This window comes from Streptomyces sp. CB01249 (assembly GCF_001905735.1).
Taxonomy (GTDB): domain Bacteria; phylum Actinomycetota; class Actinomycetes; order Streptomycetales; family Streptomycetaceae; genus Streptomyces.
Genome location: NZ_LISW01000005.1, coordinates 359,924 through 379,407 on the forward strand (window position 1 = coordinate 359,924; position 19,484 = coordinate 379,407).

Here is a 19,484-nt window from a genome sequence, read left to right on the forward strand (position 1 = left end):
AGCGGTCGGTCACAGCAGCGGGGTCGCGAGGGCCAGCGGGCAGGGCAGGCCGTCCCACCGCCAGGGAGGGGCGAGGGTGTCGGCGACGTCGTCGGCCGTGTCGGAGCCGGGGCGGAAGGAGCCCCCGGCCCCGAGGGCGTCCCACGCGGACGCGGTGTAGTGGTGTACGGGGCCCTTCGGGCCGGTGTCCGGGTCCGCGCGGGCGAGGACGCGCACGTCCCGGGCGCGCAGGGCGTCGAGTTCGGCGCGCCAGTCGGCGCCGAGGGGGCAGGCGGGCACCACCTCGTGCTGTTCGGGCAGTCCGGGCGGACGGCGGCCGACGACGAGCAGGACGCGCTGGGTGTCCGGGGCGCGCGCGGTGCGGGGCCGGGCCCGGACGAGCCGGCCCACTTCCTTGAGGGCGTCCTCCAGCGAGGAGGCGGTGTCCTGTTCGCGCCGTGCGGGCCGCCAGCCGGTCAGCGCGGCGAGGGCGGCCCGGGCGGGCCCGGCCGGGACGCGCAGCAGGAGCACGGGGCGGGGACCGTAGCGGTTCTCGTGGACCGCGTGGTCGTAGTGGCCGACGACGCCGACACGCAGGCCGGGTCCGTGCCGTCGGGCCAGGGTGGCGATGACGTCCCGGGCGAAGCCGAGCCGTTCGCCGGTCTCGCCCGCGTCGGCGCCGCTCATGTCGACGGTGAGGAACACGTCGAGGGCGGGCGGGTGGATGACGCGCCGGGGCAGGCTGCCCACCAGGGCGGGGATGTCGGGCAGTTCGCCCCGGCCCTCGGCGTGGGCGCCCTCGTGCGGGGTGACCTCGCCCGGGCCGTGCAGGACGAACGCGAGGCGCCGCGGTGCGAAGGCGGCGAGGTCGGTCCGCCGCGCCGAGAGGGTGACCGCGCCGCTGCCGTCGGCCCCCGGGGTGCCGGCGAGGACGGGCAGCAGCACCGGGGCGCGGGCGGCGAGTCCGCCGTAGACGGTGATCTCGGCGGTGGCGGTCTCGCCGCGCCGCAGCCGGGAACCGGCCGGGAAGAGGACCTGGGTGTGGGCGTGCACCTCGCCGGTGCGGCGGTCCACGCGGGCGAGGAGCAGGGAGTGGTCGACGGCCAGCGGTGCCGTCCGCAGCGCCGCGCGCACCGCGTCGGCGGTGTCGGTGCCGTCGTTGCCGTCGTTGCCGGAGGCGGCTTCGCCGGGCCCGGGGCCGATCTCGGCGCTCGGCCGGTGCACGGACCGCAGCAGTCCGGCGGCCCGGTCGAGGAGGACCCAGCCGCTGCGGCGGCCGAGGATCACGAGCGTGCGGGCCCGGGAGAGCGCGGGGTGGGCGCGCAGCCACTGCGTGACCGCCGCGTCGAACTCCGCACGGTCCAGGGGCTCCTGGGTGCCGATGCCCCCGGCGAGCCGGAAGCGGCGCGGTGCGGCGTCGCCGTCCAGCAGGGGCAGCAGCGCGGCCCAGTCGGTGCTCCCGGCGTCGGTCTGGCGGGGTATGCCGCTGCGGTCGGCGGCGGCCCGGATGACGTGCAGGCCGTCGGGCGTGAATTCGGCGAACACCACGTCGGGGATGCGTCCGGCGACCAGGTCGGTGAGGATCTGCTGCCAGCGCGCGGAGTCGTGCGGCGGTAAGGAGCCCCGGGGTAAGGACGGCGGCGCAGGATCCGCGGGTCCGGCCCTGAGCAGCGGCGCCAGCCGCCGTACGCCTTCCGCGCAGCCCTGCGAGAGCGTCGCGGCCCGTAAGTCCCAGGCGTGCTGGGCGGTGTGCAGGGCGGTCCGGGCGGTCTCGGTGTCCTCGTCGGTCAGGGCGCCGAGGACCGGGTCGTCCCACATGCGCCAGGAGCAGCCGTCGCACTTCCGGCCGCCCGTGTCCGGTGTCGCGCACACGGGACACACCGCACCGGTTCCCCTCGCCACACCCCGGCTCCCCTCGTAGCCCGTCGCTCACCTCCGCGCATGGTCACCGACCACAAGCGCTCGGCTCCGGGGCGTCATGGTGACACAACGGCGGGCGCGCCCGTCAGGGTTCGGAAGGATGAACCCGATCATCTCGCCGAACGCCCCGTGGTGAACCGGTTCTTCGCTCATTAGCGTGATCGCGGAGGGTCCCGCCGACGGAGGAGACGCATTGAGCCGCACCGACACCGACTCGCTCACCTGGTACGAGAATCCGTCCCCCGGCACGGGCTGTCTGCCGCCGCGTGCCTGGTACGCGGAGTCCGACGCCCGGCGGCTGTCGCTGAACGGCCGCTGGGCGTTCCGCCTCTCGCCGCGCGCGGACGGCGAGGACACCTCGTTCGTACGGCCGGAATTCGACGCATCGGGCTGGGCGACGGTCGCCGTGCCGGGGCACTGGGTGCTTCAGGGGGCGGGCGGGGCACCCGCGTACACCAATGTCGTCTATCCCTTCCCGGTCGATCCGCCGAGGGTGCCGTCGGAGAATCCGACCGGCGACCATCTGCGGGTCTTCGAGCTGCCCGGCGACTGGCCGGACGGCGGCGGGAGCGTGCTGCGGTTCGACGGGGTGGAGTCGGCCGCCCGGGTGTGGCTGAACGGGTTGGAGCTGGGCGACTTCAAGGGTTCGCGGCTGCCGCACGAGTTCGCCGTGGGCGAGCTGCTGCGGCCGGGTGCCAACGTCCTCGCGGTACGGGTGCACGCCTGGTCGTCCGGAAGCTATCTGGAGGACCAGGACCAGTGGTGGCTGCCCGGGATCTTCCGGGACGTGACGCTGCTGCACCGCCCGGCGGGGGCGCCGGTCGACTTCTTCGTGCACGCCGGTTACGACCACCGCACCGGTTCGGGGACCCTGCGGGTGGAGTGCGAGGGGACGGAGGGGCGGGTCCTGGTGCCCGGGCTCGGCCTCGACCTCGCGACGGGCGAGGCCGTGACGCTGCCGGTCGAGCCGTGGACCGCCGAGACGCCCCGGCTGTACGAAGGGGAGCTGGTGACGCCCGGCGAGCGCGTCCCGCTGCGCATCGGCTTCCGTACGGTTGCCGTGGAGGACGGTGTCCTCCGGGTCAACGGCCGGCGGCTGCTGTTCCGGGGCGTGAACCGGCACGAGTTCCACCCGGAGACGGGCCGGACGGTCGACGCGGAGACCATGCGGCGCGATCTGGTCCTGATGAAGCGCCACAACGTCAACGCCGTGCGCACCAGCCACTATCCGCCGCACCCCGCCTTCCTGGACCTCTGCGACGAGCTGGGCCTCTGGGTGATCGACGAGTGCGACCTGGAGACCCACGGCTTCGCGGAGGTGGACTGGCGGAACAACCCGGTGGACGCCCCCCGCTGGACGCCCGCGCTGCTCGACCGGGCGGCCCGGATGGTCGAGCGGGACAAGAACCACCCCTCGGTGATCGTCTGGTCGCTGGGCAACGAGTGCGGCACGGGCGCCGGTCTGGGCGCGATGGCCCGGTGGATGCGGGAGCGCGACCCGGACCGCCCGCTGCACTACGAGGGCGACCCGTCGTGCGCGGACGTCGATCTGTACTCGCGGATGTACGCGTCGCACGCCGAGGTGGAGCTCATCGGGCGGCGCGCCGAGGAGCCGCTGAAGGACCCGGAGCTGGACGCGCGGCGGCGCGCGATGCCGTTCGTGCTGTGCGAGTACGCGCACGCGATGGGCAACGGACCGGGCGGACTGAGCGAGTACCAGCGGCTGTTCGAGCGGTACGAGCGCTGCCAGGGCGGCTTCGTCTGGGAGTGGATCGACCACGGCCTCGCCCACCCGGGGCTGGGCTTCGCGTACGGGGGCGACTTCGGCGAGGAGCTGCACGACGGGAACTTCGTGTGCGACGGGCTGCTCTTCCCGGACCGCACCCCGTCCCCGGGCCTGGCCGAGTACAAGAAGGTCGTCGAGCCGGTGCGCATCGCCCCGGGCACGGCGCCCGGTTCGTTCACCGTCACCAACGGCTACGACTTCACGGGCCTGGACCACCTGGAGTTCCGCTGGTCGCACGAGGCGGACGGCGTCCTCGTCGCCTCGGGCACCCTCGCCGTGCCCCCGCTCGCCCCGGGCGCCTCGGCCGACGTCGCACCCGACGCCCCCTCCGGTGACGGGCTGTGGACGCTGCGGGCGGTCCTCGCCGAGGCGACGGACTGGGCCGGGCGCGGCCACCTGGTGGCCTGGGGCCAGGCCGAGACGGGCACCCCGGCCGCCCCTCCCCCGGCAACCGGGGAACGCCCGCGTCTCTCCGGCTCGACGGTCTCGCTCGGCCCGGGTGTCTTCGACGCGGCGACCGGGGCGCTCCTGCGCGTCGGGGACGTCCCGGTGGAGGGGCTGCGCCTCGATGTGTGGCGGGCGCCCACCGACAACGACAACGGGGCCGCGTGGCAGCCGGACGAGCGGTACGGGCTGCTGTGGCGGGAGCAGGGGCTGCACCGGATGCGCCATCGCCTGGATGCGGTGGTGGCGGGCGCGGACGCGCTGACCGTGCGCACCCGGGTGGCTCCGGCGGGCCGGGACCTGGGGCTGCGGACCGTGTACCGGTGGACGGCCGCCGGGGACCGGCTCGGGCTGACGGTGTCGGTGACGCCGGAGGGCGACTGGCGGGTGCCGCTGCCCCGGCTCGGCGTGCGGTTCGCGCTGCCCTCCGCGTACGACGCGGTGCGGTGGTTCGGCGGCGGTCCGGGCGAGGCGTATCCGGACACCCGGGCGGCCGCGATGCTCGGGCAGTGGGCCAGGGGCGTGGACGCGCTCCAGACCCCGTACGTCCGGCCGCAGGAGAACGGGGCGCGGGCCGGGGTGCGCTGGGTGGAGCTGGCCGGGGCGGACGGCGGCGGGCTGCGCGCGGAGGGCGGGGCGGATTTCTCGTTCACGGCGCGGCGCTGGACGGGCGAGGAGCTGGACGCGGCGGAGCACCTGACGGATCTGGTGGCCGGGGACCGGGTCCGGGTGGGCCTGGACCACGCGGTGCAGGGCATCGGTTCGGGGTCGTGCGGGCCGGGCGTGCTGCCCGCGTACCGCTTGGACGCGGCACCGGCGGAGTTCTCCTTCGTGTTCTCGGCGCTCGGCTGAGGTTCCGGGCGGGCCCGGTGCCGTACGGAATTGGCAACCGGGTCCGTTCTGTGCCGAGTTGGGCCCGTGCCCCCCTTCCCCGGGGCGAGTGGTGACGTCGTAGCATCGGCACTTTGCGCGATCTTTACTGCTTCACAAGGGGGAATGTGATGGGCATCGGGAGGCGACGGGCCTCGGTCATCGCCGGGGTGGTGGCCGGGGCGGTGCTGGCGACGGGCACCACGCTGTGGGCGACGGACAGCGGGCCGTTCCGGGACAGATACTGCTGGGGCGCTTGGGAGCAGAACAGCGGGCCGTCCTTCCTGGGCGACAAGGCGCTGCTGAAGTCCGGCTCCGAGCGCCGCGCCACCGAGTCCGCCGGGTCCTCGGCGGACGGCCCGCACGGCACGTGCACGGTGACCGTCAGCTCCGAGGTCGAGGACGACGACTCCGACGAGCCGCTGACCTTCAAGGATTCGGTGACCCTGGAGTTCGGGCCCGTACCCGCGGAGGTGAAGGAGCACCGGGACTGGCTGGCCCGGAACTTCCACGGCTCGGCCTCGCCGCTGCCGGACGGGCTCGACGGGCTGGTCGCCGGGGACCGGGGCATGCTGGTGCTGCCGTCGGCCTGCGACCGGGACGGCGGGCCGACCGTGGTGACGATCCGCGGCGCGAGCACGGGCGACGGCCATCTCGGCAAGGTCGCCATGCCGTTCACGATCGGCACCCGTGCGGACGTCCTGCGGATGCTGCTGGACGCCGCCGGCACCGCGATGGACAAGGCCGGATGTGCACCCGCACACCCTCTGCGCAGCAGCTCCCCAATGGTGACGGTGGCCGAGGACGAGGAGTCCGCCTCCTCCCCGCTGTGCCGGATACCGGGGATGACCTTCGACTACGGCGAGGGCTCCCGCTACGAGCAGCAGGTGGGCGCGGTCACCGACCGGTTGCAGACCTGCTCGGTGGTGTGGAAGACCGCGCGGATGCCGGACGAGCCGTCCGCGCAGTACGTGATGGCGAACGGAAGCCGTCTGGCGGACCTGTTCGAGGGCCTGCCGGAGGGGGCGAAGCAGGGGCTGGTACGCCGCAGCTGCGACGGGCGGAGGACCGTGTTCTACGGGCATGTGGAGACCGGTCTCCAGGACCGGGGCCGCCCCTCCGACCAGCGGGTGTTCGAGCGGTTCGTGGAGTCCGTGGGGACGCGCATCGGATGCGGAAGCGGTGAGGACGCGTGAGCGAGCAGAAGCCCTTCGAGGAAGAGCCCGTCGAGGAGAACCCGGTGACGGACACCGAAGCCGCGACCGACCCGGCGGCCCCCGAGGCCCCGGAGCTCCCCGAGGCCCCCCGGCCCCCGCTCGTCCGCCGTCTGCTGCGCAGCCGTACCGTGCGCGCCGCGACCGCCGCCGCGCTGGCCGGGGTCCTGCTGGGCGCGGGCACGGTCGCCTGGCGCACGGACACGCTCCCGCTGCTCGGCCCCTCCCCCTGCTGGGACTCGCTGGGTTCCGGTTCGATGGACTCCCTGTTCGGGGACCGCCGGACCGAGGTCGAGGAGCAGTCGCTGCACAACGACCCGATGGGCGACGACGGTGCGTACGGGCAGTGCCGCATCACAAGCTACGAGGGCGACCGGGCCCGCCGCCAGGTGACGGTGAACGTGCGCCGGCTGGACGGGCTGCGGGGCACCGACTCCCAGGACTGGCCGAGCGAGTTCCTGTCCTCGGGCATGGTGCCGCTCGGCGAGGGCCTGCCCGGCATGACCTCGTCCTCGCGCGCCTGGATCGCGCTGCCGCAGGCGTGCACCGGGCGCGACGAATTCACCGGGCCCACGGTGGTGGACATCGGCATGGGCCGGGCGGACTTCGAGGTGTCCTCCGAGTACACCCTGCGGGACCGCGCGGCCCTGACCGGGGCTCTGATCGACGCGGCCAACGGCGTCATCGAGGACTTCGGCTGCTCCGGCACGTACCGCGAACCGCGCGATCTGCACCCGCCCGTCCGGTGGGACACCACCCGGATGTCCGGGTTCTGCGGGATCAAGGGCCTCACCCTGCCGGCGGCGTACCGGAAGGAACTGCGGGAGACCCGCGTCAGCGGCGAGGGCGGCCCGGCCCGGATCTGCGAGGCGGGGACCGGCGTGGACCAGAAGACCGTGCGGCTGACCACGGTGACCGACCCGGTGCTGGCCTCGATCTACGGCTCGGCCGCCCTGCACTCCGGCGCATCCGTCCAGGGGACCCGGGGCTTCGGGAAGGTGGGCGGGAACCGCGCGGTGTTCCGGGCGGTCTGCCAGACGGGCCAGGTGATGTTCGTACTGGAGCAACTCCGCCCCGCGGGCCCGGGCAGCCACTTCACGTTCACCCGCGACCTGCTCCCGGCCTACGCGGCGGCCGAGGCCGACCGCATCGGCTGCGGCCCGCAGAAGCTCACGTTCCCGACGTCCTGAGCGCCGAGCGAGCGACGTCATCGGGGCCGACTCACCTCGAAGTCGGCCCCGATGACTCCTCGTAGGACGTGGACGATGTCCTCGGGCTTGAGGTCGATACCGTCGAGGCCCTCCAGGGTCAGCGGGATCTCCTCCAGCGCGTACTCACCGCGGCCTTCGGCGCTGAACTCGGGACCGGTGCGGTCCTCGAAGGACCAGGTCGCGGTGCGGGCGAGGTAGAAGAGCTGACGCTCACCATCGGACTCCATCGTGTGGAGCAGGCGGACGATGTCGGCCTTCCCCGCGATCTCCTCGTGGATCTCCCGGTGAAGCGCGGCCTCGCGAGACTCATCGGTGGGCTCGACGCCGCCGCCGGGCAGGACCCAGTACACGGGGCGCCCAGGCCTGGTGCGGCGGATGACCAGCATCGTGTGGTCGGGGGTGACGAGGACGGCACGGACTCGTTCGATCATTTCGTTGGGTCTCCTTGCTTGTTGGTGGGTCTCAGTGGAGCAGCCAGCCACCATCGACGTGGACGGACTGCCCCGTAATGAACGAGGCGGAGGGGCCTACGAGAAACGCCACCAGGGCGGCGACGGGCGGGGAGGGCGTTCTCGGCCTCTACTGGATAGCTCCGGGCATGACGGTGTTGACGCAGATCCCGAACGGACCCAGTTCGCGGGCGAGGGAGCGGTCAGCCCCAGCAGCCCGGCCTTCGCGGTGCTGTACGCGACGAGGTTCGTCCGGCCGGCGCGGGCGTTGATGCTGCCGATGTGCACGACCCGGCCTCAGCTGCGTTCGATCATGCCGGGGGTGAATGCGTGGCAGGTGCGGTAGTGGGCGGCCGCCACCTCGACGATCCGCGTGCAATCGTCTATTAGAAGGCCACCCTCGCCGCAGCCCAAGACGACGACCGCCGGATGGCAACCAAGCACCTCGCCCTGTCCGAGACCGCCATCGGGAAGCCGACCGCCGCAGCCGGCGAATCCTGGGCCGCCCACTACTCCCCCGGCCGATGGGCCCACGAATCCGGCATGATCCTCTCCCGCCTCGGCGCCGTCGACGCCGCCGAGGAACACCTCCACCTCGCCCTCGACATCCACCGCCTCGACCGCCGCCACACCCGCGCCATCGTCCTCGCCGACCTCGGCGGCGTCCGCCTGCGCCAAGGAGACGTCGACGGCGCCATGGCCACCTGGAGCGACTTCCTGGACTGCGCCGACGGCATTCGCTCGGTGAAGGTCCAAGCTGCTCTCCAGGACATGCGCGTCCGTCTGCGCCGGTACGACGGGGTCCCGGAGGCTCAGCAGCTACGCGAGCGTGCGGCCCGCGTTACGGGCTCGGGCCGTCCCCTAAAAGCTCGCCAAGCCGCTGCGGGGCGAGGGCCGTGCGACCTTGCCTATCGACGAAGGCAGGCTGAACACGCGGGCGGTGTCGAGCATCGCGGGGTTGACACTGCCTCCCTTGAGGCGGTAGTCGAGGAAAATCTTGCGGGCCTTCATGGGGGCGAAGGTGTGTTCGCCCCGGGCCCGGGCTGCTTGTGAGACCGGTTGTGCTCTTCTTTCCAATTCGGGGGCTCTGTCTGGCCGCGCTCGCGGCGGTGCGAGACGACGAGTCCGTTGTCCAGGTAGCTACCGACGGCCTGACCGGCGGCGGCCTTGGCGGTTGCCTCGACAAAGAGGTGGACTAGCGCCCGCTCAGGCCGCCAGACACCAGCTGCCAGGCTGTCCCCGCCCAGAGTCAGCCAGGGACACAACGAGCAGGGGCCGATGCTGCGTATGTACCGCCTGGCTGCGCGGACGCACTGCGCCACAAGCTCACGAACTGCAGATAACTATTCAGCGCACGAATAGAAAAACAGCGATCACCGCAATGCCAACCGCGTACATGCACCGAGTCTTCCAGTCCTGGAGCTCCTGCTCCAGCTTCTTCAGCTTCGCAGTGTACTGCCGCCTACCTTGCTCCTGCTGCCAGTGATACCTCTCTGCGAGGACCACCACGTCCAACTTGACCAGGGAATTCTTCGCTTCCGTGAGCCCTCGGTTCGCTTCGGCGATGACGGACAGTGTATCCCTCTTGGCCTCCACCAGCTTCTTCATATCCTCCAGGACCCGGCCAAGGTCCGAGATCACGGGATCGCTCTCCAGGTAGTTCACGGCCCGCGAGAATTCGTCCAGCCGTCTCGAATCCACCAGATGCGCGGTGCTGGCGAAGCCTTCGAGGACATCCATGCTCAGGCCGTTGGCCGCCTGGCTGAACATCTCGGCCATCGACCAGTTCATCTTGCTTGAAAGCGCGTTGGAGAAGTCCTTGAGGACCTTCGCGTCCAGGCGGTTGAGGGCTGAGGCTACGTCGGGGAACTCCTTCGCCACTTCGTTGATCACGATGTGGGTGTCCCAGCCGGAGTGGAAGGAGAGGTGCTTGTCGCCCATCAGAGGTTGATGGTGCCGCTGAAGTCTCTGCCCACGTTGTAGTTCGTCTGAGCGTGCACCTCGCCGAAGATCACGGTGGAGGTCGAGTTGTCGATCGTCAGGTTGTGCTGGGTGAGCCTGACCCTCCAGTAAGCGGCGATGTCTTCCAGCGGGAGAGCTTCCTCCCTGAGCAGGACCGCGTGGTCGGCGGCCTCCTCCGCGTACCGGTCCTGGACTTCCCGGGGCGCGCCGGAGACGAGCGCCTTGACGCGTTCACGTACGCGGTCCAGGAGCCCTGTGGCTGCACCTGCGGCGACAGCTTCGGTAACTGCGACTGCGGCTTCAGTGGCGTTGACCATAAGAGGAAAGTATCGAAGCGGGACATCGGTTGCAGGGCAATGCGATTTTTGACCGGCTTGGAACGGGAGCGGCTACTGGACGAGCCCGCGGCGGCTCCGGCGACAGCAAAAACGGGATCCGCCCGCCTCTCTGGTGACTGGTGACGCCTCTCTGCAGCACGGGTTGCGGACGCGGCCCGCAAGGGCCGACCGTGGAGCGTTCCGCCCAAGGACCGGGCCCTGCTGGTCGCGGCATGCTGGCGAACGGCCTCCCAATGCGTCAGATTGCCCCGCCGTTCGATTGTTGTCGGCCACTGTGTGCCGGGGCATACATCAGCTGCGGCCGCTCTTGGCGATCGAGCCCGTAGGAAGAACTGGGGACGGATCCGCTCAGCCAGGTCAGTGTTCGCGGTTAGTGAGTATGGAGGTCGCCCTCGCCACGGCGACCAGCGTTCGGTTCTTCCGGAACTCCTAGCAACCCACGCCGCATCCTGACGGCTTCGGTTCACGACCAGCCTCGCCGAGGCGGGCAGTCCGAACCCACTCTCTGGAAGGAAGCACGCGACAGGCCTCATAAGCAGGCCTGTGCCCGCGTCGAGCACGTCTTCACCCTTATGAAGACATGGAAAATCCTCCGCGGCTGCCGCCTCAGAGGTGACGGTATCCACCACACCATGCTAGGCATCACCCACCTGCAGAATCTCGCCCTGGCCCCGTGACCGGGAGGCTCACCTCCCGCTCCGCCACGTCAGAGCCAGCCGACTTCGACGGCCTCTGGTGCCCGCATTCCAGCTGGATTCCGTCGGCGTCCGTCACTGTGTACTCCAAGACGATCCTGGTCGGGTCGCCGTTCTCGTAAAGCCACACCGTGATGCCTCCCTCCCAGACGAGGGTGGAGGACCAGACATCGGCCCCCTCAGCTTCAGGTGTGATCGTGAAGACCTCCCCGGGCTTCAGGTAGAAGTCCTCACCGTACGGCTCGATGAAGAGACAGAGGTCGCCGTTGCCTGCGTTCTCCACAGGCAGCCTGTTGCGTCCCACTCCCCCCCCTAAGACCGCCGCTCCGGTGAGCCATTCCACAGTATCCGCCCACCCCAGCCTCGCCGGACTCAAACTGGCTGTCCCCCTCGGGGGCTTTATCTGTTCGCAGCTTCGCAGCTGGCGGGGCAGTCACCAGTCCGGCCCGCCTCGTGTTCGCGGGAGCGTTGCCTGTGGGCCAAGCGGCTCGACGCTGATTCTTCCTGGATAATCGACGCATGGCATCACAGCCCGGTCTTCCCGATCTACGCCGTGCCAAGTTCGCCCGGCGCCTGCCCGCAGCGCTCTCCGAGCTCGCCGGGCCCAAGCACGGCCCCGTGCGTCTGCCGCTCCGTCTTGCGTGGTCGGGGCTGACCACGTTCGACCTCGACCAGCCCCGGTTGCGGATGAGCTACTACCGCATCGTTCTGGCCGAGGGGCAGCGCGACGATCTGGTTCAGTACCTCGACCGGGACCTTCTCGTCGGCCTGTGGCCGACTTTGCGCACACTGGTCAGCCGAGATATCCGTGAAGTCTGGGAGAGCTCTTTCGGCGAGCTGGGCGGCAGCGCGCGGGCCGCTGCGTGAACCTCACCGACCTGCACCGCCGCTTGCTCGCAGACGTGCTCGCCGTGGGCGGCGCGTACCCCCTCGCACTCACCGGCGGCTACGCGGTCCAGGCCCACGGCCTGGTGGACCGGCTCAGTCAGGACCTCGATGTCGCGACCGAGAACCCAGAACGCATGGAGGACATCGCCGCCGCCGTACGGACCGGACTGGAGCAGCGCGGGTGGAACGTAGAAGCTCTGGAGGCAGACCCGCTCTCCGCGCGCTTGATCGTGACCGACCCTGCCAGCCACGAAGAGTGTGAGGTCGACATCCTCAAAGAAGCACTCTGGAGGCCTCCCGTACACACCGAGCACGGTTTGGTGCTGTCCCTCGAAGATGTCGTGGGCACGAAGGTCCGCGCCCTGGCCGACCGCGGGCTCGCCAGGGACTTGATCGACGTACAGGCCGCCACCGACCGTTGGAACCCCGTCGAACTCGAAGAACTCGGCCGGCGCCATGCCCGGGACTCCTTCGATCTCAGCGAGCTCCAAGCTCGTCTGGCCGGAGCCGACTGGGTCGATGACACGGAATTCGCCGCCTACGGACTCGGCCGGGAGGCGATCGCCGAGCTCCGCCAGTGGGCACAAGCTTGGGCCGACGACATCGGAGAACGACTTCACGAGCTCGAGTCCCCGCACGAGGATTAACGGCCTGACGATACCGGCCGCGTGACACGTTGCGACTGCACCAGGCCAAGCACCAGGGAATCCGCGTCTAGAAGCCCCCGGCTCCGTGAAAGGATGCCCGGCACCATGAGAACCATCAGATTTACGGTGTCGGGCGGCGGCCCCCGGTGAGGGGCCGGGCTAAGCCGCCGTCGGCGCCGCTTCCCCAGCGTGACGGTGTCGATCCGGTACGGGTGCGGCTTCCCGCCGACCCGGACGGGCGGTGGGCGACAGTCGGGGATCATCTCCTCGACCGGTTCGCCGGGGCGATCGGCGCGGAGCGGGTGGTGGCGCTCCTCGCGCGCGGGCGGTTCGTCTCCGCGGAGGGCCCGGTCACCGGCGACGAGGCGTACACGGCGGGGCTCTACCTCTGGTTCCACCGGGACTTCGCGCCGGAGGTGCCCGTGCCGTTCCCGGTCGGCGTGGTGTACCGCGACGCGCATCTGGTCGTCGCGGACAAGCCGCACTTCCTGGCGACGATGCCGCGGGGCCGGCACATCACGGAGACGGCGGTGGCCCGGCTCCGCCGTGAGCTGGATCTGCCGGAGTTGCAGCCCGCGCACCGGCTGGACCGGCTGACGGCGGGGCTGGTGCTGTTCGTGGTGCGGCCCGGGGAGCGCGGGGCGTACCAGACGCTGTTCCGGGACCGGCTGGTGCGCAAGGAGTACGAGGCGGTGGCCCCGTACGATCCCTCGCTCGCGCTGCCGCGTACCGTGCGCAGCCGCATCGTGAAGGAGCGCGGGGTGCTCGCCGCGCGCGAGGAGCCGGGCGAGCCGAACAGCGCGAGCCGGATCGAGCTGCTGGAACACCGGGACGGGCTCGGCCGGTACCGGCTGCTGCCCGCGACCGGGCGCACGCACCAGCTGCGGGTGCACATGAACAGCCTGGGCCTGCCGCTGGTCGACGATCCGGTGTACCCGGTGACCGAGCCGGACCCGGCGCCCGGCGACTTCTCGCGCCCGCTGCAACTGCTCGCCCGGGTGCTGGAGTTCACCGACCCGGTCACGGGAGAGCCGCGCCGCTTCGAGAGCGAGCTGCGGCTCTCCGCGTGGCCGGAAGAGGGCTAGTGGCCCCTGGCGATCCACTCGTCCAGGTGCGGGGCCTCCGCGCCGATCGTCGTGGAGTCGCCGTGGCCGGTGCGCACCTCGGTCGCCGGGTCCAGGGCCAGCAGGCGGTCCTTGATCGAGTCCACGATCACCGGGAAGGAGGAGAAAGAGCGGCCCGTGGCGCCGGGGCCGCCCTGGAAGAGCGTGTCACCGGTGAAGACCGTGGCCAGCCCGGGGGCGTACAGGCAGACCGCGCCGGGGGCGTGGCCCGGGGTGTGCAGGACGGTCAGCGTGGTCCCGGCGACGGTGATCTCCTGGCCGTCGGTCAGTTCGCCGTCGGGGGCCCGGTCCGGGTGGGTCTGCTTCCACAGCGGCAGGTCGTCCGGGTGCAGCAGGATCGGCGCGCCGGTGGCGTCGGCGAGCGCGGGGGCCGCGTCGATGTGGTCGTTGTGCGCGTGAGTGCAGATGATGGCGCGCAGCGTGCGGCCGCCGAGGGCTTCCTCGATCGCGGCCGCGTCGTGGGCGGCGTCGATGACGACGGCCTCGGAGTCGTCGCCGACGATCCAGACGTTGTTGTCGACGTCCCACTCGCCGCCGTCGAGGGCGAAGGTGCCGGAGGTGACGAGGTGGTCGATGCGGGCGGTCATCAGAACACCACCACCGAGCGCAGGACGTCGCCGTCGTGCATCCGGCCGAACGCCTGCTCGATGTCACCGAGGCCGATGGTCTCCGTGACGAACGCGGCGAGGTCGAGCCGCCCCTGCTGATGGAGGTCGATCAGCATCGGGAAGTCGCGGGACGGCAGGCAGTCCCCGTACCAGGAGGACTTGAGCGAGCCGCCGCGGCCGAAGACGTCGAGCAGCGGGAGTTCGAGCTGCATCTCGGGCGTGGGGACGCCGACGAGGACGACGGTGCCGGCGAGGTCGCGGGCGTAGAACGCCTGCTTGTACGTCTCCGGGCGGCCGACGGCCTCGATGACGACGTCGGCGCCGTTGCCGCCGGTCAGCTCGCGGATGGCCTCGACGGGGTCGGTGGAGCGGGAGTTGACGGTGTGCGTGGCACCCATCGACTTCGCCGTCTCCAGCTTGCGGTCGTCGATGTCCACGGCGATGATCTTCGCCGCTCCGGCCAGCCGGGCACCCGCGACGGCCGCGTCGCCGACGCCGCCGCAGCCGATGACGGCGACCGAGTCGCCGCGGCCGACCTGGCCGGTGTTGATGGCGGCGCCGATGCCCGCCATGACACCGCAGCCGAGGAGCCCGGCCACCTCGGGGGCGACCGCCGGGTCCACCTTGGTGCACTGGCCGGAGGCGACGAGGGTCTTCTCGGCGAAGGCGCCGATGCCCAGGGCCGGGGACAGCTCGGTGCCGTCGAGGAGGGTCATCTTCTGCTTCGCGTTGTGCGTGTCGAAGCAGTACCAGGGGCGTCCGCGCAGACAGGCGCGGCACTGGCCGCACACCGCACGCCAGTTGAGGATCACGAAGTCGCCGGGCGCGACGTCGGTGACGCCCTCGCCGACGGACTCCACGACGCCTGCGGCCTCGTGGCCGAGGAGGAAGGGGAACTCGTCGTTGATGCCGCCCTGCTTGTAGTGCAGGTCGGTGTGGCAGACGCCGCACGCCTGGATCTTGACCACGGCCTCACCGGGGCCGGGGTCCGGAATGACGATCGTCTCGACGCGGACCGGTTCGTTCTTCCCCGGCGCGATGACCCCTTGTACGTGCTGCGGCATTCCCGTGGACTCCCTTTTCCCGACTCTTCACTGAGACCGGTGCTCCCGGTTTTCGGCCGGGATCGATCACGGGCCACGGTACGCCGTGCGGAGTGTCCGCCGGACTCAGGGCGCGAGGACGTCCAGCTCGTGGAGGGCGCCGACGGCGATCTCCTTCGTCAGCCGCTCGGCCTCGTCGGCGTCGCCCGCGCGTACGGCCTCGGCGAGGCGTACGTGGAGGGTGACCGCCGCCGGGTCGGGGTCCTCGAACATCACCTGGTGGTGCGTACGGCCCGCCAGGACCTCGGCGACCACGTCGCCCAGGCGCGCGAACATCTCGTTGCCGGAGGCGTTGAGGACGATGCGGTGGAACGCGATGTCGTGTTCGAGGTAGCCCTCCAGCTGCTGGCCGCGCGAGGTGGCGACCATGCCGAGGGCGCGCTCGGTGAGCTCGGCGCACTGCTCCGGGGTGGCGTGGCGGGCGGCGAGCGAGGCGGCGACCGGCTCGATCGCGGACCGCAGGACGGTGAGGGAGCGCAGCTGGCGCGGGCGGTCGGCGCCCGCCAGCCGCCACCGGATGACCTGGGGGTCGTACACGTTCCACGCCTCGGTCGGCCGTACGGTCACGCCGACGCGGCGGCGGGACTCGACCAGGTGCATGGACTCCAGGACCCGGATCACCTCGCGGACCACCGTGCGCGAGACGTCGAAGCGCTGGGCCAGCTCGTCGGTGCGCAGCACCTGGCCGGGCGGGTGCTCCCCGGCGGCGATCTCCAGGCCCAGGGTGTCCAGGACATGCGTGTGGAGCCCCTGGGCAGGTGTGGTCATGGATCCAGGGTACGGGGCGACCTCCAGCGTCATTAAGTACGACGTTTACGTCACACCCTCTTGAATAAGTCGTACGTATAGGTTTCAGTGGCGCGACGGACCGATGTCGAGGAAGACATCGCAGAGACAGCGAGGCACCGCTATGAGCACCCCCCACGTCGTCGTGGTGATGGGCGTGGCAGGGACCGGCAAGACCACGATCGGCCCCCTGCTCGCCGACGCACTGGGCGTTCCGTACGCCGAGGGCGACGACTTCCATCCCCCGGCGAACATCGCCAAGATGTCGGCCGGCACCCCGCTGGACGACGCGGACCGGTGGCCCTGGCTCGACGCGATCGGACAGTGGGCGCACGGCCGGGCGGGGCTCGGCGGGGTCGTCAGCAGCTCCGCGCTCAAGCGCGCCTACCGGGACCGGCTGCGTGCCGAGGCCCCGGGCGCGGTCTTCCTCCACCTGACCGGTGACCGGTCCCTGATCGAGGAGCGGATGGCGGGCCGCAAGGGCCACTTCATGCCGACCGCGCTCCTCGACTCCCAGTTCGCCACCCTCCAGCCGCTGGAGGACGACGAGGCCGGCGTCTCCGTGGACGTCTCCGGCTCCCCCGAAGAAATCACCCAGCGAGCCGTCGCCGCGTTGCGCCGGCTCGACAGCTAAGGACCACCACCGTGACCAGTCTCAGCGTCGAGACGCTGGCAGCGGACGCCGTCGAACCGATCACCTCGGCCGGCAACGCGCAGTTGGGCATCGCCGTCCTGGCGGGCATCGCCGTCATCGTCCTGCTCATCACCAAGTTCAAGATGCACGCGTTCCTCGCGCTCACCATCGGCTCGCTGGCGCTCGGCTCCTTCGCCGGTGCCGCGCCCGCGAAGACGATAGCCAGCTTCACCGCGGGCCTCGGTTCCACCGTCGCGGGCGTCGGCGTCCTGATCGCGCTCGGCGCGATCCTGGGCAAGCTGCTCGCGGACTCCGGCGGCGCCGACCAGATCGTGGACACGATCCTGGCGCGGACGAGCAAGCGGGCCATGCCGTGGGCGATGGTCCTCATCGCCTCGATCATCGGCCTGCCGCTGTTCTTCGAGGTCGGGATCGTCCTGCTGATCCCGGTCGTGCTGCTCGTCGCCAAGCGCGGCAACTACTCCCTGATGCGCATCGGCATCCCGGCCCTGGCCGGCCTCTCCGTGATGCACGGCCTCATCCCGCCGCACCCCGGCCCGCTCGTCGCGATCGACGCGCTGGACGCCAACCTCGGTGTCACGCTGGCCCTCGGCGTGGTCGTCGCGATCCCGACGGTGATCCTGGCCGGACCGGTCTTCTCGCGTTACGCCGCCCGCTGGGTGGACATCAAGGCGCCGGAGAAGATGATCCCGCAGCGCCCCTCCGAGGACCTGGAGCGCCGCCCCGGCTTCGGCGCCACCCTCGCCACCATCCTGCTGCCCGTCGTGCTGATGCTGATCAAGGCGCTCGTGGACATCGTGGTGGACGACCCCGAGCAGGGGCTCCAGAAGGTCACCGATGTGATCGGCTCGCCGCTGATCGCGCTGCTCGCGGCCGTGATCGTGGGCATGTTCACGCTGGGCCGGGCGGCCGGTTTCACCAAGGCGCGGCTCTCCACCACCGTGGAGAAGTCCCTCGCCCCGATCGCCGGTGTGCTGCTCATCGTGGGCGCGGGCGGCGGCTTCAAGCAGACGCTGATCGACGCGGGCGTGGGCCAGATGATCCTGGACTTCTCCGAGGACTGGTCGATCCCCGCGCTGCTGCTCGGCTGGCTGATCGCGGTCGCGATCCGGCTGGCGACCGGCTCGGCGACCGTGGCGACGATCTCGGCGGCCGGTCTGGTCGCCCCGCTCGCGGCCGACATGTCGACCTCGCACGCGGCCCTGCTGGTCCTCGCCGTCGGCGCGGGCTCGCTCTTCTTCAGCCATGTCAACGACGCCGGTTTCTGGCTGGTGAAGGAGTACTTCGGCATGGACGTGGGCCAGACGGTGAAGACCTGGTCGGTGATGGAGACGATCATCTCCGTGGTCTCGCTGGTCTTCATCCTGCTGCTGTCACTGATCCTCTAGCCGGTCCTCCGCCCCGGGTGCCCACAGCGGGTGCTCGCGGCGGGCCCACGCCCGGCCCACCGACCCGGAGCGCATGCCGCGGCGTGCCTCCGGGTCGGCGTATGCCTTGGCGATGTGCCCGGCCAGCACCAGGCCCGCCGCGAGGGCCAGCCAGTCGTGGACGAAGGTCGCGGAGGTGCGCCAGACCAGCGGGGCGAATCCGGTGAACCACATCAGGAGCCCGGTGCCCGCCATGACGAGCACCGCTCCGGCGATCCACGCCGCGTAGAGCTTCTGCCCGGCGTTGAACTTCCCGGCCGGGCGCGCGCCGGGCCGCCGGTCGCGCCGCAGGACCGCCCGCAGCCAGGTCCGGTCGTGCGGCCCGAACCGGTTGAGCCGCCGCAGGTCCGCCCGCAGCGACCGCGCCGCGAGACCCGCGAGCAGCGGTACGGGGATGAGCAGCCCGGACCACTCGTGCACGGTCACCACGAGGTGGCGGCGCCCGACGAGTTCGGCGAGCTGCGGCACGTACAGGCAGGCGGCCGAGGCCACGCACAGCAGCATCAGCGCGGCGGTGGCCCGGTGCACCAGGCGCACCGGGCGGGCGAACCGGTGGACCCGGCCCGCCGGTTCAGACGGTGGGGGCGTCCTCGCGGCCGTTGGACCGGCCGACCCAGGCGTCGACGTCATAACCGAGCTTCTCCCAGTAACCGGGGCGTACGGAGTCCGTGACGGTGATCCCGGAGAGCCATTTCGCCGACTTGTAGAAGTACATCGGGGCCACGTAGAGCCGCACCGGCCCGCCGTGCGCGTGGGACACCGGCGCGTCGTTCATCCGCAGCGCCACGAGCACGTCGGCCCGGCGGGCCTGGGCGAGGGTCAGGCTCTCGCTGTAGGTCCCGTCGAAGCAGGTGAAGCGGACGGCCTTCGCCCCGGACCGCACCCCGGCGGCGTCGAGCAGGGCGGAGAGCCGCACGCCCTCGAAGGGGGTCTGCGGCACCCGCCAGCCGGTGACGCACTGGACGTCCCGGACCGTCCGGGTCTGCTCCATGCCGCGCAGGGCGTCCAGCGTGTACGTGGCCGGGCGGTCGACCAGCCCGTCGACCTTGAGCCGGTAGTCCGCGGCGCCCTTGGCCGGTACGGAGGAGGCCACGGAGTAGTAGCGGAAGCCGCCGCCGTTGGGCAGCAGCCCGGTGAGCCCCGTGGGGTCCTTGCCCGCGACCGCGCCGAGGCCCGATTCCAGGGTCCGTTGCAGCACGGGCGCGGCGACGAGTCCGGCGGCGCCGAGGCCCAGCATGGCCAGGACGAGGCGGCGGCCGACGGGGGCGCCGACGCCGTCCGGGCCGTCGCCGGGTGGGCCGTCGTCCTCCGGGCCGTCGTCGGGTGGGGAACTGTTCACCCGACGATTCGAGCACCCGGGGCGCCCGGACGCCAGGGG

The 19,484-nt window shown here is 71.5% G+C and carries 20 protein-coding genes and 2 pseudogenes; 9 read left to right on the top strand and 13 right to left on the bottom strand.

What is annotated here, in order from left to right; genetic code table 11:
- Positions 1-9: 9 nt before the first annotated feature.
- On the bottom strand, positions 10-1,851 hold the full coding sequence (locus AMK18_RS24280) for a hypothetical protein (RefSeq protein WP_241836634.1): 1,842 nt from the start codon (positions 1,849-1,851) through the stop codon (positions 10-12).
- Positions 1,852-2,092: 241 nt separating this feature from the next.
- Here AMK18_RS24280 and AMK18_RS24285 point away from each other — a divergent pair, with 241 nt between their 5' ends.
- The 3 genes from AMK18_RS24285 to AMK18_RS24295 all read left to right on the top strand — a co-directional run bounded on the left by AMK18_RS24285 (position 2,093) and on the right by AMK18_RS24295 (position 7,403).
- A complete protein-coding gene (locus AMK18_RS24285; protein WP_073864479.1) occupies positions 2,093-4,981 on the top strand; it encodes a glycoside hydrolase family 2 TIM barrel-domain containing protein in 2,889 nt (962 codons plus the stop codon).
- Between the two features lie 149 nt (positions 4,982-5,130).
- Positions 5,131-6,195, top strand: coding sequence for a hypothetical protein (locus AMK18_RS24290; RefSeq protein ID WP_073864480.1), 1,065 nt, complete (start codon positions 5,131-5,133; stop codon positions 6,193-6,195).
- A complete protein-coding gene (locus AMK18_RS24295) occupies positions 6,192-7,403 on the top strand; it encodes a hypothetical protein (RefSeq protein WP_073864481.1) in 1,212 nt (403 codons plus the stop codon). Before AMK18_RS24290 ends, AMK18_RS24295 begins: the two co-directional genes overlap by 4 nt.
- A 17-nt stretch (positions 7,404-7,420) precedes the next feature.
- On the opposite strand, the gene AMK18_RS24300 is transcribed toward AMK18_RS24295, so the two are convergent.
- The 6 genes and pseudogenes from AMK18_RS24300 to AMK18_RS24320 form a co-directional block, all read right to left on the bottom strand.
- Positions 7,421-7,855 (bottom strand): NUDIX hydrolase, encoded by a 435-nt coding sequence (locus tag AMK18_RS24300; protein ID WP_073864482.1) that lies wholly within the window; start codon positions 7,853-7,855, stop codon positions 7,421-7,423.
- Positions 7,856-7,886: 31 nt separating this feature from the next.
- Positions 7,887-7,967 (bottom strand): hypothetical protein, encoded by an 81-nt coding sequence (locus tag AMK18_RS35325; RefSeq protein WP_241836639.1) that lies wholly within the window; start codon positions 7,965-7,967, stop codon positions 7,887-7,889.
- A gap of 203 nt (positions 7,968-8,170) precedes the next feature.
- Positions 8,171-8,629: a hypothetical protein gene (locus tag AMK18_RS35330; RefSeq protein WP_241836635.1), complete on the bottom strand. Its 459-nt coding sequence runs from the start codon at positions 8,627-8,629 to the stop codon at positions 8,171-8,173.
- A 105-nt stretch (positions 8,630-8,734) separates the two neighbouring features.
- Positions 8,735-9,054 (bottom strand): annotated as a pseudogene (locus AMK18_RS35335) (hypothetical protein); the annotation flags it as partial.
- A 166-nt stretch (positions 9,055-9,220) separates the two neighbouring features.
- Positions 9,221-9,814 carry a hypothetical protein gene (locus AMK18_RS24315; protein ID WP_073864485.1) on the bottom strand — a complete coding sequence of 198 codons (594 nt, stop codon included), beginning with the start codon at positions 9,812-9,814 and terminating at the stop codon, positions 9,221-9,223.
- Positions 9,814-10,152, bottom strand: a complete 339-nt coding sequence (locus AMK18_RS24320) for a hypothetical protein (protein WP_073864486.1) — start codon at positions 10,150-10,152, stop codon at positions 9,814-9,816. Before AMK18_RS24320 ends, AMK18_RS24315 begins: the two co-directional genes overlap by 1 nt.
- Positions 10,153-10,649: 497 nt before the next feature.
- Here AMK18_RS24320 and AMK18_RS35345 point away from each other — a divergent pair.
- Positions 10,650-10,850: pseudogene (locus AMK18_RS35345) on the top strand (IS5/IS1182 family transposase); the annotation flags it as partial.
- Here AMK18_RS35345 and AMK18_RS24330 read toward each other — a convergent pair.
- Positions 10,816-11,172, bottom strand: coding sequence for a hypothetical protein (locus AMK18_RS24330; RefSeq protein WP_241836636.1), 357 nt, complete (start codon positions 11,170-11,172; stop codon positions 10,816-10,818). The pseudogene AMK18_RS35345 and the gene AMK18_RS24330 overlap by 35 nt on opposite strands.
- A 215-nt stretch (positions 11,173-11,387) precedes the next feature.
- On the opposite strand from AMK18_RS24330, the gene AMK18_RS24335 reads away from it, so the two are divergent.
- The 3 genes from AMK18_RS24335 (at position 11,388) to AMK18_RS24345 (ending at position 13,488) form a co-directional block, all read left to right on the top strand.
- Positions 11,388-11,735, top strand: a complete 348-nt coding sequence (locus tag AMK18_RS24335) for a transcriptional regulator (protein WP_073864489.1) — start codon at positions 11,388-11,390, stop codon at positions 11,733-11,735.
- Positions 11,732-12,403, top strand: coding sequence for a nucleotidyl transferase AbiEii/AbiGii toxin family protein (locus tag AMK18_RS24340; protein WP_073864490.1), 672 nt, complete (start codon positions 11,732-11,734; stop codon positions 12,401-12,403). The genes AMK18_RS24335 and AMK18_RS24340 overlap by 4 nt, the downstream gene beginning before the upstream one ends.
- 146 nt (positions 12,404-12,549) lie before the next feature.
- Positions 12,550-13,488, top strand: a complete 939-nt coding sequence (locus AMK18_RS24345) for a pseudouridine synthase (protein WP_073864491.1) — start codon at positions 12,550-12,552, stop codon at positions 13,486-13,488.
- Here AMK18_RS24345 and AMK18_RS24350 read toward each other — a convergent pair.
- From AMK18_RS24350 to AMK18_RS24360, 3 genes are all read right to left on the bottom strand, one after another.
- Positions 13,485-14,114 carry an MBL fold metallo-hydrolase gene (locus AMK18_RS24350; protein ID WP_073864492.1) on the bottom strand — a complete coding sequence of 210 codons (630 nt, stop codon included), beginning with the start codon at positions 14,112-14,114 and terminating at the stop codon, positions 13,485-13,487. The genes AMK18_RS24345 and AMK18_RS24350 overlap by 4 nt on opposite strands.
- A complete protein-coding gene (locus AMK18_RS24355; protein ID WP_073864493.1) occupies positions 14,114-15,199 on the bottom strand; it encodes an S-(hydroxymethyl)mycothiol dehydrogenase in 1,086 nt (361 codons plus the stop codon). The genes AMK18_RS24350 and AMK18_RS24355 overlap by 1 nt, the downstream gene beginning before the upstream one ends.
- Positions 15,200-15,304: 105 nt before the next feature.
- On the bottom strand, positions 15,305-16,006 hold the full coding sequence (locus tag AMK18_RS24360; RefSeq protein WP_073864494.1) for a FadR/GntR family transcriptional regulator: 702 nt from the start codon (positions 16,004-16,006) through the stop codon (positions 15,305-15,307).
- A gap of 142 nt (positions 16,007-16,148) precedes the next feature.
- Between AMK18_RS24360 and AMK18_RS24365 the strand changes: the two genes are divergently transcribed.
- Together AMK18_RS24365 and AMK18_RS24370 are read left to right on the top strand one after the other, a co-directional pair.
- Complete coding sequence (locus AMK18_RS24365; protein ID WP_073864495.1) at positions 16,149-16,658, top strand: gluconokinase; 510 nt, start codon at positions 16,149-16,151, stop codon at positions 16,656-16,658.
- An 11-nt stretch (positions 16,659-16,669) separates the two neighbouring features.
- Positions 16,670-18,067, top strand: a complete 1,398-nt coding sequence (locus tag AMK18_RS24370; RefSeq protein WP_073864496.1) for a GntP family permease — start codon at positions 16,670-16,672, stop codon at positions 18,065-18,067.
- On the opposite strand, the gene AMK18_RS24375 is transcribed toward AMK18_RS24370, so the two are convergent.
- Together AMK18_RS24375 and AMK18_RS24380 are read right to left on the bottom strand one after the other, a co-directional pair.
- A complete protein-coding gene (locus tag AMK18_RS24375) occupies positions 18,053-18,736 on the bottom strand; it encodes a cytochrome b/b6 domain-containing protein (RefSeq protein ID WP_198957073.1) in 684 nt (227 codons plus the stop codon). The genes AMK18_RS24370 and AMK18_RS24375 overlap by 15 nt on opposite strands.
- Positions 18,678-19,445 (bottom strand): molybdopterin-dependent oxidoreductase, encoded by a 768-nt coding sequence (locus AMK18_RS24380; protein ID WP_018103682.1) that lies wholly within the window; start codon positions 19,443-19,445, stop codon positions 18,678-18,680. The genes AMK18_RS24375 and AMK18_RS24380 overlap by 59 nt, the downstream gene beginning before the upstream one ends.
- Positions 19,446-19,484: the final 39 nt, after the last annotated feature.